At 45.5% G+C, this 13887-nt stretch carries 10 protein-coding genes; 7 read left to right on the forward strand and 3 right to left on the reverse strand.

Annotated elements, in window-relative coordinates; genetic code table 11:
• Window positions 1-32: 32 nt before the first annotated feature.
• Window positions 33-881, reverse strand: a complete 849-nt coding sequence (locus ACF8OF_RS13240; RefSeq protein ID WP_025154199.1) for a MurR/RpiR family transcriptional regulator — start codon at window positions 879-881, stop codon at window positions 33-35.
• A gap of 329 nt (window positions 882-1210) precedes the next feature.
• On the opposite strand from ACF8OF_RS13240, the gene zwf reads away from it, so the two are divergent.
• From zwf to ACF8OF_RS13275, 7 genes are all read left to right on the forward strand, one after another.
• A complete protein-coding gene (zwf, locus tag ACF8OF_RS13245) occupies window positions 1211-2686 on the forward strand; it encodes a glucose-6-phosphate dehydrogenase (protein ID WP_262861572.1) in 1476 nt (491 codons plus the stop codon).
• A gap of 508 nt (window positions 2687-3194) precedes the next feature.
• On the forward strand, window positions 3195-3584 hold the full coding sequence (gene mdtJ, locus ACF8OF_RS13250; RefSeq protein ID WP_045138142.1) for a multidrug/spermidine efflux SMR transporter subunit MdtJ: 390 nt from the start codon (window positions 3195-3197) through the stop codon (window positions 3582-3584).
• A 1-nt stretch (window position 3585) separates the two neighbouring features.
• On the forward strand, window positions 3586-3918 hold the full coding sequence (mdtI, locus tag ACF8OF_RS13255; RefSeq protein ID WP_004237484.1) for a multidrug/spermidine efflux SMR transporter subunit MdtI: 333 nt from the start codon (window positions 3586-3588) through the stop codon (window positions 3916-3918).
• A gap of 113 nt (window positions 3919-4031) precedes the next feature.
• On the forward strand, window positions 4032-4700 hold the full coding sequence (locus ACF8OF_RS13260) for a heavy metal response regulator transcription factor (RefSeq protein ID WP_262861571.1): 669 nt from the start codon (window positions 4032-4034) through the stop codon (window positions 4698-4700).
• On the forward strand, window positions 4697-6073 hold the full coding sequence (locus ACF8OF_RS13265) for an ATP-binding protein (RefSeq protein WP_392496914.1): 1377 nt from the start codon (window positions 4697-4699) through the stop codon (window positions 6071-6073). The genes ACF8OF_RS13260 and ACF8OF_RS13265 overlap by 4 nt, the downstream gene beginning before the upstream one ends.
• 96 nt (window positions 6074-6169) lie before the next feature.
• Window positions 6170-7174 carry a protein-methionine-sulfoxide reductase catalytic subunit MsrP gene (gene msrP, locus ACF8OF_RS13270; RefSeq protein WP_392496916.1) on the forward strand — a complete coding sequence of 335 codons (1005 nt, stop codon included), beginning with the start codon at window positions 6170-6172 and terminating at the stop codon, window positions 7172-7174.
• The gene (locus ACF8OF_RS13275) at window positions 7174-7788 is read left to right on the forward strand and encodes a sulfite oxidase heme-binding subunit YedZ (RefSeq protein ID WP_392496917.1); all 615 of its coding nucleotides are present in this window, start codon (window positions 7174-7176) and stop codon (window positions 7786-7788) included. The genes msrP and ACF8OF_RS13275 overlap by 1 nt, the downstream gene beginning before the upstream one ends.
• A 27-nt stretch (window positions 7789-7815) precedes the next feature.
• On the opposite strand, the gene ACF8OF_RS13280 is transcribed toward ACF8OF_RS13275, so the two are convergent.
• On the reverse strand, window positions 7816-8670 hold the full coding sequence (locus ACF8OF_RS13280; RefSeq protein WP_392496918.1) for a hypothetical protein: 855 nt from the start codon (window positions 8668-8670) through the stop codon (window positions 7816-7818).
• 189 nt (window positions 8671-8859) lie between these two features.
• Complete coding sequence (locus ACF8OF_RS13285; RefSeq protein ID WP_392505297.1) at window positions 8860-13857, reverse strand: dermonecrotic toxin domain-containing protein; 4998 nt, start codon at window positions 13855-13857, stop codon at window positions 8860-8862.
• Window positions 13858-13887 lie beyond the last annotated feature (30 nt).

The raw sequence follows: 13887 nt of genomic DNA on the forward strand, positions 1-13887 counted from the left end.
AAATGTGTCAAATTGACACAAATGGTTAAAAATCAACGGAGTTTATCGATTCGGGAATCTTTGAGCGCTTCTTTGACCCGGCGCAGGTTATCGCGGAATTTGGGGCCGCGGCGCAGGGTAAAACCGGTGGCGAGGACATCAATAATCGTCAGCTGTGCGAGGCGGGAGATCATCGGCATATAAATATCGGTGTCTTCCGGCACATTAAGAATGAGGGTGAGAGTGGCTTCCGCCGCAAGCGGGGAGTTCTCGGAGGTGATGGCGAGCACGGTGGCGTCATTTTCACGGGCGATACGGGCGATTTCAACCAGGTTCTTTGTCCGTCCGGTGTGGGAAATTAAAACCACCACATCACCTTCGCTGCTGTTAATACAACTCATGCGCTGCATTACGACATCGTCGGAATAAATCACCGGGATATTGAACCGGAAGAATTTATTCATTGCATCATGGGCGACCGCCGCAGAAGCCCCCAGACCGAAAAAGGCGATCTTCCGGGCTTGTGTCAGGCAATCCACGGCGCGGTTAATGGTCAGCATATCGAGGGTACTTCTGACCGCGTCCAGGCCGGCCATGGCAGATTCAAAGATTTTGCCGGTGTAGGCCTCGACGGAATCATTTTCATCCACATTGCGGCTGACATACGGGGTGCCGTTTGCCAGGCTTTGTGCCAGCAGCAGTTTGAAATCAGGAAAACCTTTGGTGTCCAGACGGCGGCAGAACCGGTTAACGGTCGGCTCGCTGACATCCGCCATTTTGGCGAGTGTGGCGATACTGGAATGAATGGCTATCTGCGGGGCGCCGAGGATCGTCTCTGCAACTTTTTTTTCCGATTTACTCAGGTAATCCAGACTGTTACGGAGACGGTCTAAAATATTCATGCCACTGTGCCTTCTATATTGATCTGTGTGACACACCGGCCACCCGCATTTTTTGAAAATATACTACGTAAGCCAGGGCAAAGGAGAGGGGAAATCCCGCCCGATCCGGCTTTTTTTTGAAAGTTTGAACTGTGTCTGATTTTCATTTTAGTAAGTTTGCATCAAAAAAGTAATTAAATTACAAAACAGCACACAGAAAGACCGGCGACAGAGACCTGTCAGAATGTGCGGTAACCCGCATTTATGTTTACTGGCCGGGCGCAAACGAGTACATTATTCGTTATCTCTGTAACAAAATTACAATCCACAGCCACGAGGAGAGGTTTTCTATGGCGCTGACAGCAACGGTTCCCGCCTGTGATTTAGTCATTTTCGGTACCAAAGGCGACCTCGCACGCCGCAAGTTACTCCCGTCTTTATATCAGCTGGAAAAAGCCGGTAATATTCATCCGGATACGCGGATTATCGGCGCAGGCCGTGCGGACTGGTCCCGTGAGGAGTATCAGAAATTTGTTGAGGATGCGTTCAATACGTTCCTTAACGAGCAACTGGATCCGGTGCTCTGGGAACGATTCAGTGCCCGTCTGCTGTTTTGTAATCTTGATGTGAATGAGACGTCGCATTTCAAAAGTCTCGCCACTATTATTGCGGAAAACAAAAATACCGCTGTTTACTATTTCGCCATGCCGCCGGGCACCTTCAGCGCCATGTGCAAAGGGCTGGGCGAAGCGCATCTGAATAAAGAGCCGAGCCGTGTGGTGATGGAAAAACCACTGGGTAATGATCTGGCCTCATCACAGGCGATCAATACCGAGGTGGCGAAATACTTTAAAGAGAGCCAGATTTACCGCATCGACCATTATCTCGGCAAAGAAACCGTACTGAACCTGCTGGCGCTGCGCTTTGCCAACTCTCTGTTTGTGAATAACTGGGATAACCGCACCATCGACCACGTCCAGATCACAGTGGCGGAAGAAGTGGGGATTGAAGGGCGCTGGGGATATTTCGATAAAGCCGGGCAGATGCGGGATATGGTGCAGAGCCATCTGCTGCAAATCCTGACCATGATTGCCATGTCACCGCCGGATGACCTGACCAGTGACCGAATCCGTGATGAAAAAGTGAAGGTGCTGCGTTCACTGCGGACCATTGATATCACGAATGTCCGCGAAAAAACCGTGCGCGGGCAGTATACCGCCGGGTTTGTTCACGGCGAAAAAGTGCCGGGTTATCTGGATGAAGAGGGCGCAAATACCGTCAGCCAGACCGAAACCTTTGTCGCTATCCGTGCGGATATCGACGACTGGCGCTGGTCCGGTGTGCCGTTCTATCTGCGTACCGGGAAGCGGATGCCGTCGAAATGTTCGGAAGTGGTGGTCTATTTCAAACAGCCGTCCCTGAATATCTTCAACGAAACCTATCAGCATTTGCCGCCGAATAAACTGACTATCCGTCTGCAGCCGGACGAAGGTATTGATATTGAAGTGCTGAACAAAGCGCCGGGGCTGGATCATAAACACCGTCTGCAAACCACCAAGCTGGATTTGAGTTTCTCGGAAACCTTTAACCAGACACATATTGCGGATGCCTATGAACGTCTGCTGCTGGAAGCCATGCGCGGTATTCAGGCACTGTTTGTCCGCCGTGATGAAGTGGAGGAAGCCTGGAAATGGGTGGATTCTATTATGCACGCCTGGGCAATGGATAATGAACCGCCGAAACCGTATCAGGCAGGCAGCTGGGGGCCGATAGCCTCTATCGCTATGATGGCCCGTGACGGTCATGCCTGGAACGAAGTGGAATAATTATCCACCTGCGGTATCAGTAAGGGTAGTTAACCGGTTCAATATTTGCGTAATTATGACCATCTTCTGAATAAGAAGGTGGTCATTTTTTATAACTGTCTAAAAAATAAAATTATTTACTAAAAAATAATTCATCGCACCATTGCTGAACGATGTTACTTGTGCTAAAAATAATATGAATATTAATAACCGGAGGATTCTTTCATTGTTGTCACCCTGTCCGGGGACAGACAAAAGAATAAGACATCATGCAAAGCGACAGTAGTAGCAGGATTAAAATCCGACGTTCTACCCATGTACTTTTCCTTTCCGCTATCGTATCAAGCGAACACTATTGGTACGGCGAGTTATAGCTATTTCTCTTTTCGTCTGACGAACCAAGCGCGCCTGCGTTTTTGGTCACATCGTTACATTTAACGTTTTCGTTTCGCGATAAACGCACCCGGTCACGCAAACTTTCTGTTCTGCGGTGTAAACCTGTATGCGTTGTCCATCAGGAGAAATAACTATGATTTACTGGATGTTTTTAGGCTTAGCCATTATTACCGAGGTGATCGGTACATTGTCGATGAAATACGCGAGTGTCTCCGGCGGCAGTGCGGGGATGATTGTGATGTATATCATGATTGCCTCTTCTTATATTTTATTATCCATGGCAGTGAAAAAAGTGGCCCTCGGGGTGGCTTATGCGCTGTGGGAAGGGATCGGGATCCTGATCATCACCACGTTCAGTGTGATGTGGTTCCATGAATCTCTGTCACCGCTGAAACTGGGCGGTCTGGCACTGTTAATCGCGGGTATCACCCTGATTAAATACGGCACCAAAAAAGTGCAGAAAAAGCAGCCTGCTGATAAACCGGTTCGTGCGCCACTGAATGAGATGCTGAAAGGGGCGTAATATGTTATCGACATTTGAATGGTGGCACGGTGCATTTTTACTGCTGGCCGTGGTACTGGAGATTCTGGCGAATATCCTGCTGAAAATGTCAAACGGCTTTAAACGTCTGTGGCTGGGTATTTTATCGCTGCTGGCGGTATTGGGGGCGTTCAGCTGTCTGGCACTGGCGGTCCGCGGTATTGAGCTTTCTGTTGCATATGCATTGTGGGGAGCATTCGGTATCGTGGCAACGGTTGCCGCAGGCTGGATACTGTTTAACCAGCGCCTCAATTACAAAGGCTGGAGCGGGATTATTCTGCTTCTGCTGGGTATGGTGATGATCAAGTTTGCCTGATCATTGCGTCACAGAAAAACAGCAGACAACCCGGAGTTGTCTGCTGTTTTTTTATGTCCGGAATTAAAATACACTGATACAGAATGAACCAGGTAAAATTCCGGATTATAAAAATGAAAATATTACTGATTGAAGATCATGAAAAGACCGGCAGCTGGGTTAAAAAGGGATTAGAGGAAGCCGGATTTATTGTTGATATCACGGCAGATGGCAGAGACGGGTTATATCTTGCTCTGGAGAACAATTACCGGCTGGTTATTCTTGATATTATGTTGCCCGGTATGGATGGCTGGGAAGTGCTGAGAATATTGAGAACCGCCAAAATGGTACCGGTTATTTGTCTGACAGCCCGGGATGCGGTTGCCGACCGGGTAAAAGGACTGGAACTGGGCGCAAATGATTATCTGGTTAAACCGTTTTCATTCTCCGAATTACTGGCAAGAGTCCGTAATCAGCTGCGTACGTCTCAGCCTGATTCCAAAGTGATTAATATCGCCGATCTCAGCATTGATCTTACCCGTCATGATGTACAGCGGGCAGGCGTGAAAATATCGCTGACACGTCAGGAATATTCACTGTTACTTTTTTTTGCGCTGCATTCCGGAGAGATCCTGCCCAGAACACTGATTGCCGGTGAGGTATGGGGCATGAATTTTGAAAGTGATACCAATATTGTCGATGTGGCTGTCCGGCGGCTCAGAAAAAAAATAGATGACGGGCATGATCATAAATTAATTGAAACTGTCCGGGGAACGGGATACCGCCTGAACGGATCGGAATGATGAAAATACACTCACTGAGATTTAAAATTGTCTCACTATTTATGTTGCTGATGGTGGCAAACGCGGGTTTTGTCACACTGATCCTTTATCATTCGCTGAAAAATGAACTTGCTTCAAAAGATGATGACATTCTGATTAACCGTGCCGATCAACTGGCTAAACTGATTGTCAGCGGTATTGATATTAAATCGTTACCTGTTTATTTCCGGCGGATGATGGATATGCGGCAGGACGTTATTAAGATAGCTGATGCTGATAATCACGTTATTGTGGATACCAACCCGGAGATAACCCTGAATACCCGGGACAAACTTAATTATCCGGATAATCAGGAAACGCCTTCAATCTCATACCAGAATACGGATGATAACATGCCGGTTTCCGTGGTTAATTTTGAGATTCAGGCTCCCGAAGGGAATTTATATGTCACGCTGGCAAAGCGTTCGGTTGATCGCAGCAGTGTTTTACGCGGATATTTACAGCAAAGTCTGATTGTTTCCGTTATTGCTATTCTCCTGATGGCCGTCTTCAGTATGTGGCTTATCCGCCGGGGATTGCAGGATATTGCCCGTCTCAGCCGGATCACCGCGAAAACAGATCTGCACGCTCTGGGACAGACGGTGGATATCAGCCGGTTACCGGATGAACTGAAAAGCCTGGGCGATTCGCTGAATATCATGCGCTCACGGCTGAAAAACGATTTTGTCCGGCTGACACAACTTGCAGATGATTTAGCGCATGAATTAAGAACACCCATTAATGCCATTAAAATTCAGAATGAAATCACATTACAAAAAACGCGCACTGCAGATGAATATGAAGCGATTATCGCCAGTAATACAGAAGAACTGGATAAACTGGCAAAAATAATACAAAACATTTTGTTTATCGCCAGGGCAGAGAATAAAAATATTAATCTTAAGCGGGAGACCATCATTGTTTCTGAGCTGGTTGATGATATTTATGAATTACTGGCATTTTATGCCGATGAGAGAAATATCCGGTTAGTGAATAAAATGCCGGATGTGACGGTGTCAGCAGACAGAGTATTGCTGATGCAGATTATGGTCAATGTTGTGTCAAACGCGGTTAAATATTCATATGAAAATACGGAGGTTATTGCCTGTGCAGAAAATAATCATGGCAGCACAGTCATTTCAGTGATGAATAAAGGTGATGTTGTGGCAAACAGTGAACAGGTCTTTACCCGTTTCTGGCGCGGGGATAATGCGAGAACGTCAGAAGGAAGCGGGTTGGGTTTATCGATTGTTCAGGCAATAACAGAATTGCATTCAGGTGAGGTCAGATTTGAACGTACCGGCTCATATAACAGGGTAACCTTAATTTTTCCGGATATTCCGCCCCCTTCATGACAAATTTGTCATCGTCCTGTCAGCTTAAAATTCAGATTATGCGGTATAACAGTGCCGGAATGTTATTACCGTGATTGTTGAATACAGGGACTCATCATGAAAAAAATAATACGATCGTCTGAGATTACGCCGGAATCTGTTTTTATGATGAAACGCAGGAATCTGCTTAAATTATTAGGTGCCGGTACGGCCGGATTAATGGTCAGCTCGTCAGCCAGCGCCGGTCTGTTTTCGTGGTTTTCCGGGGATGATAAGCCCGGCGTTCCGGAGACAATCTTAAAAGACCTCAGTTATACAAAACCTGAAAAATATCAGTCCGCTCTGGCATTAACGCCGGAGGATAAGGTGACCGGTTACAATAATTTTTATGAATTCGGCCTGAATAAATCGGACCCGGCTGAAAATGCACATACCCTGAAAACGGATGAATGGACACTGACGGTTGAAGGGGAGGTTAACCGGCCTCTGGTATTAAATGCCGATGAGATCCGCCATAAATTTCAGGCCGAAGAGCGTATTTACCGAATGCGCTGTGTGGAAGCATGGTCAATGGTTATTCCGTGGGTCGGTTTTCCTCTGAGAGATTTATTATTATCAGCGGAACCGAACAGCAAAGCGAAATATGTCGCTTTTGAAACGGTGTACGCCCCGGAACAAATGCCGGGTCAAAAGAGCCGTTTTACCGGAGGCGGGCTTCAGTATCCGTATATTGAAGGATTACGCCTGGATGAAGCGCTTCACCCGCTGACACTGATGGCGACAGGTGTTTACGGCAAGGAACTGCCGAAACAAAATGGTGCGCCTGTCCGGCTGGTGGTTCCGTGGAAATACGGTTTTAAAGGCATAAAATCCATTGTTAAAATTCGTCTGACAGAATCTGAGCCGCCGACCACATGGAATCTTTCAGCACCCCGTGAATATGGTTTTTATGCCAATGTAAACCCGCAGGTTGATCATCCGCGCTGGTCACAGGCCACAGAACGGTTTATCGGCTCCGGAGGATTAGGCCGGACAACACGGCAGCCGACATTACTGTTTAACGGTTATGCAGAAGACGTGGCAGAATTATATAAAGGGATGGATCTGCGGAGATATTTCTGATGATGAAATTATTCCGCTACCCGTTTGTTAATCTCTTTTTTCATCTGACAGCCATATTGCCGCTGATATGGCTTATTTATACTGTTAATTACGGGATGCTGGGCGCAGATCCCGCAAAAGATATTCAGCATTTCACCGGTATTACGGCACTTCGTTTAGTGATTATTATCGCAGTGATACCGGTGATCGCTTTTTATTTTAAGCTGAACAGTTTGTATCAGGTGAGGAAATTACTCGGATTATGGTGTTTTTTCTGGGCAACGCTGCATCTGGCCAGTTATTTTTTTCTTGAAATAGGTGCAGAAAATACGGCGCTCTTTTTCAGTGAGATAGTGTCCCGGTTTTATCTTAATCTCGGTGCGGCAGGCTGGTTAATTCTGTGCCTGATGGCGGTGACATCGTCTGACCGGATACGCAGTTTATCAGGCCGGTGGTGGAAGCGGATCCATAATCTGCTGTATCCGCTGCTGTTCATTGTGATTACGCACTATATTCTGGCTGCGAAGACAGATACACCGGAACCGGCCATTTACCTGATATTGGTTATTCTGGCATATTGTCATCGCCGGCAGCAACGAAGCAAAGAACAGGTATTACCCGATAAAACCGGGTAATACAATTAACATAATCGTATTCTGCTGTTATTTATTACCGTAATACTCATAAGTGGTACGGAAAGGGACTTCACCGGCAGGTTCACCGTTAATATGCCGGAGCCAGACACCGGCGGTACAGTTCTGGTACGTATCCCATTCCGTACACTGAATATCATTACCGGTGACGATTCCGGCGGATTCCGTTCTTTCTGTCCCTTTATCCAGGCCACCTTTCTCATTGTAGGTGAAATTAAAGTCACTGAGAGGAATTGGTGTGGTGTAAATACGGGTCAGCCGGTCTGCTTTATCATAATCAAAATTCAGATTGTAGGATTTGGCGAGAATTTCACTGTTTATCAGAACCGAATGTATATTGTTGTCACGGTATTCCACGGTGCCATTTTCAGCCAGTATGGTACTGTTACCTTCAATAAAATTTTCAGTCCGGTAAGCGGTGATAACCTGCTGCTCATCTTTGATCATTGAAATACGGGTGATGGTCGGGCGCGTTTTTTTCTTACCGGCGTAATCGGCGGAAAAACGGTATTCCATATTGATGGCATTATCGTTTTCCGAGCCGGTGACGCTCAGATCGAAAATCATGCCGTATTCCTCACTTTTCCGTGTGAAAGAATAACGGCTGATCTGTCCGCAGGGGGTCAGCGTCATATGGCTGGCTGAAAATATCTGCGGGCTGTCCTGCGGTGGTTTGACGGTCGTCATGGTGACTGATTTCACCGGCCCGTTCAGGTAAGGCATTCCTGTCATTCTCATATGATTAAGCCGGGTCTGTTCAGACATTGGCTGACAGTCAGGCTCTGCGGCATAAGACGGCAGAGCGAAAACAGCGGAAAACAGCGCCAAAGGCAAAACTGAGCAGGTTACTGTGTGTTTTTTCACGATTTCTCCGGAAAGCCATAAATCCTGATTAATTTGCTCAGATGTTAAGGAACTTATTCCGTTCAGGCAACCGGACAATCAAAAATCAGTTTTATCCGTTATAAAAATCAGCTTCCTGAGATTCAGCGGAGTTTGGTTCAGTGTTAATTATTAACGCAATGTTTACAGCAAACTCTCACAGTGTATATTTCAGCGCCGGGCAGGCGTGAGAAGCTTATGATTATCAGCATTAATTTTAGTTTTGAATCTCTCTGATGCACCGACAGGCATACCTATATAATCTCCGCTGATAATCCCTGTGCCCGGTATTTTATCTACAGCGGTGGCAATGATGTCAGCATTTTTATTAAGATATTTTTTCACACTTAACGTGATCTCTGTATTCTCAACTGAAGCATAGGGCATGTTGGTCTGAATAATCGTTAATTTATCTTCAGGTGCGGGTGTACCATGAAATGCTAAAATAAAATCTGCAGTTTTGTGTGCATCGGCATGGTTAGCCCACCTGGTATGCACCTGTTGTTTATATTGCCAGTGTGGCTCACGGCCCTGATACTTATGAACCATCACCGCCAGATTTTTATGTTTATTTAATAATGTCACTTTTGCCATAGAAAGGGCTGGCGTATCTTTCCGGGTGATCATATTTTCATGATATCCTTCCAGCGTCTGTTGTAAAAATTTGTCGGAAGGGGTTGTTACGGTACCTTTTTTTATCCGATCTTTTTTGAATACAAATTTGAGTATATAAAAATTTTTGCTGTCCTCTTTTGCATAACGGAGTAAGTCCCGGACATCAGCAACGGCATTGCCCCCCGTCACGCTGGAGCCGTGAAAAAAGCCAAATGAACCATCGGCTCTCTCAGCGATACGAATATCAAAATATTTGACACCGGCCATAGCCTGGGCCTTCAAATTTATCTGTTGTGTCTTAAAGGCAAAAGGAAATATTGCCCCCACACTATTAAAACCATTAAAGGCATACGTCCCCGCATCGTGGCTGCCTAACATAGCTATTTGTGCCAGATGGGTATTTTCAGGGAGATCATGATGATTAATCATCAAAACCCCCTGATGACTCTCATCAGCAATATAGGGATTAATATGCGGTTGTGCGATCCTGGTCCCGGATGTACCCGGTAACGCGTTTTTATTTGCTGAAGAACTGCGCTGCCCGGGGGTGTCCCGGCCGGGTTTGACCGCAATGGAATGAACGGTATCACGGTTTTTAGCATTAGTGATAAGGTCAGGAAAATGCCATTTTTTCTTTATTTCATCAAAAGTCATCAATAGTTTTTTTTGTCCCCGGAAGATTATCCGGAAAGATGCGTCTTCTGATGGTTCAATATGAATCCATGCATTTTTTTTTATTTTGATATAATGCTTTCCTGAAAACGTTGAGGTTATTCCTCTGGCATCTCCTGTTGAGCGTAATGCGGGTATGTCTGCTGCGGAAACGGAATATTTTAAAATCTGTTTTTTAAAACCGGAGCTGATCAGGTGAGTCACTTTTATTTCATCCGGAGAAAAAATGACGAAATGTGATTTAAGTGCTATAAGTCTTTCCAGATCCTGTCCGGCATAAGCATATTCTTCTGAACCCCTGGCCAGATGATGCAGCGTATCTTTTGTGGCACGAATTTCCTTAATAACAGAGTTTTCAAAGCTATCGCCATGTTTTATTATATTATCTTTTCTGATTAATGAATTCTGAAAATACTTACCCTTTGCTGTATGAAGTTCAGCCACATTCAGTTTAGCCAGTAAGGGGGTATCAAAGGTATTCAGAACAACAACCGAATCTTTGCCGACCCCGACGTTATTGAGCATCAATGCTTTCCATTCACTCAGGGTTAATATTGTTGCCTCTTCAGGTAAAGCGGGATCAAACTGACGGACAGTGGGGTCGATAACAAAATCAGAAGCGTCTTTCTTTAAAACCACGGCAAAATGATTTGACGGTGCGTTATCCCGGGGCGTCTTATAGATGAGTAAACCAATAACTTTTGGTTGTTCGCCCTGATTTTTGAGTGAATTATAAGATTCAACCATCGCCTCATAACAAAAACCTGACGGGTTTTGACGAAATTCACGAAGTTTCGCGGCACTCCCCCCCCTGGAAAAGAGCTGTTTTTGCAGATTTTTTTCCGTTTCTCCGATTCCGTCATCAATCCAGCGAAAATTCAGGTCTTCGCCAAACGGCTTTTTAACCCACGCCGGCCACTTTCTTCCGGCCATAATGGCGCCTCTGCCACTCAGACCCTTTTCCTTTATTAATTGAATACGCGGCAGAACCCCTGACTCCTTTTGCAGAGTGGTGCTCTCTGTTTTCAATAACGCATGACGGAATGATGTGGCGGGGGGAGCCGCATTTATAGTTGAGGAAATAACGCTGATACTGTTTAAGCCTAAAAAGAGTAAACTCATACCGACATCTGTCAGCGCAACGTTATACTCATCCTGCGTATCGGCTGTGTACATGATTCCTATACCTGTACCCAGCTGTGTGGTGATCAAAGCCATGTCTAAAGCAATACCTACCGGCCCGAACATTGGCAAAATGGGCATAGCCAGCATACTCACCACCTGCAATATCTGCCGGAACGATTCTAAAGCAATTTCTCCGTTTGAACTGATTAAGATATCCGTGTCCTGTTTTGTGCGTTCTTTCGTTAACAGTGTGAGGGCAGAGAAGGCATCTTCAGTGTCATATTCTGTTTTAATACTTCTTTTAATGATAGTCGGTTTTAGATCCCCCATCCCGCAGTCATCATATATTTCGCTGTCCGCCAGTTCGATAAGCGCTTCTTCAGCCTCGCTTTGCCGATCCATCAGCGAAATATGCTGAAGAAATGCGTTGCGGGTCTCTTCCTTTTTAATTTGTTGCTCAAACCATGCTTTAAGCGCTTTCTCATCCTTAAATTCACGAAATGCATTGCTGTTCCCCGGGATATAAAGAACCTCACGCCCATCTTTGCCGGTGAAACAAAGGATATTGGTTTTATAAAATGATTGATAAGGCCCGGGTTCTGTGGGACTCCAGGAGTATGACTGAGTAAGAACATTTAAAAAACTGACTTTCACTGAGGACGCTGCGGCGGCAGATTCGTTTAGCTCGGACATGGTTACCGGGTCGTAAAGAATGATGTTGGCGGCACCGCCTTTTATAGCTATTTCATATGCTTGTTGTGAAAGGGTGTTATTGACATAGGCTAAGCGAGCCTCTTCAATGAATTGTCCTTTCGCCATGGCCCGCCACTCTTCGCTGTTTTCACGCCAGAATGTCTGTTGCTGCTCCTCAATCTGTTTCATGATATTTGCATCATAAATATCATTTTTCAGATCAGAAGGAAGATACTTAACTTCATTTTCAGCACCGAAATGTGTGGAGCCGGCATCAGCCAGATATAAACCCGACAGTTTATCGGGACCGGTAAAAAACGGAGCGGTCAGTTCAGGATTGTTCATGTGGTCAGGAATATATCCATTTCCGGCCGATGAAGCAGCACCTTTATTTAACACATCCATGAATGAGCTAAACTGACGCTTGCGAAATACGTTAAAATTATCCATATAGGCTTGTGTGAGCGTCTCGGTATGCAATGGTTTACCGTTGTGTGCATAGCCCGTACAGCTGTTGGTATCTTTTACCGTTTGACTCAGTGTGAACTGGTGCAGGAAAATGTTGTCCGGATCGAGGTTTTGACCCGTTCGTTCATAAACTTTATTTCCGGCTATGTTTCTTGCAACTTTAGCGGGGTCGCTGAAACGATTACGGAGTTCCTGCGCTTTCTGCTTAAAAGTAATGAAAAGTGCGTTATCTGAGTCCTTAATATGGGTGTTTTGGCTGTCTTCTGATCCGATATCCCGCAGGTAAATCGTTGCTGAGTCCGTATTGGCGGTCATGATATCTGCCCGGTAAACAGGATCACTGAAGAATTTTGTCATCTCAAAATCACGTTCTGAACCTGTGTATACCCATGTTATGGCATTAATAATCTCTTGTTGCTCATGGCGTGCCGGATCGCATTTACCTGTTTTTCTCCGATAATATTCATCCTGCGGGTTCAGAAGCTTATTTTTAGCATCCTCACGCATAGCGTCTGTCAGGGTGACATTATGATGTGTGTTCAATATATCCCATACTGCATTATCATCAGGATAGACAGCGCCTTTAATGCCTAACGCCTGTACCGGCTGATTTTTCATTGCGAAATAGAGCAGGGCCCGCTGATATGAGCCCGGAGAGAGTCCCTGCTCATTTTGACATGCAGGCAGGGTAATTACGTCTTGTGTGTTTCCTCCCAGCATGATCATTTGCCGCATGAACGCCTCCATCAGTTCAGGGTTATACCCTGCTGATGATTGCAGCGCCAAAAGTTCTGCAATATTATTTTCTGCATTTTCCAGGTTGATTCTGATTAATGCGGGGTTCTTTCTGTTAACAAGAACCATGGGGCTTTTATTCCCCGTGGAGGGTAAAGGGATATTTTTATCCCGTCGTTCAAAAAAACCAGCCTGATGAATATTATTTTTAACCAGCATGGTTGTTTGAAATGCCGTTCTTCTTAACCGTTCGTAAGCTTCATCAAGGGCTATTTTGTTATCTGTTTCAAGTGCAGCAGACAGATAGCGTAAAATGTTATCTTTCTCTGCCGGATTAATAAATTTTTTATAAGCGTTATTAATCAGGGCCATGCCTTCATTTAGTGCATTTTCAATTCTGCGTACAAGAATTTTTCCGTGCTGGTCGGTTAGTGCGTTTTTAAGAAGCTCTATGGAATCGTATTGCCGGTTATGTTGACCAAGGATGGCATTCATACTGCGTGTGATGTCGTTGAAGGCTGCTGCATGGTTGCGGGGCTGAGCAGTCATTACCTGAAACTCTTTTTGACATGGCATATTTGAGAGATAAAAATTATTATATGCCATGTTGTTTGAATTCTGTTCACGCTTAACCCTGCAATTGCAGTCCTGAATAATATTCTCTCTCTCGGCGCTTTTATTCTGTACTAACGGTTCTGTGTCAGGAATAACGCTATCTGCATTCCGTGCAGTTTGTGGATTGATACTATTCCACAGCGCTTTTGCTCCTGCGGTTAACCCTAATACCCCCATGGCTGTGCCGGCTGCAATGACTGTTTTACTCTTCAGAGCCTGCACATAAGACGTTGCCACGGGAGTCACAGCTGCTCCTGCCACCACCAGAGGCAGTAG

Origin of the sequence: Morganella sp. TYF_1 (assembly GCF_043105645.1) — a bacterium.
Lineage (GTDB): Bacteria > Pseudomonadota > Gammaproteobacteria > Enterobacterales > Enterobacteriaceae > Morganella > Morganella morganii_B.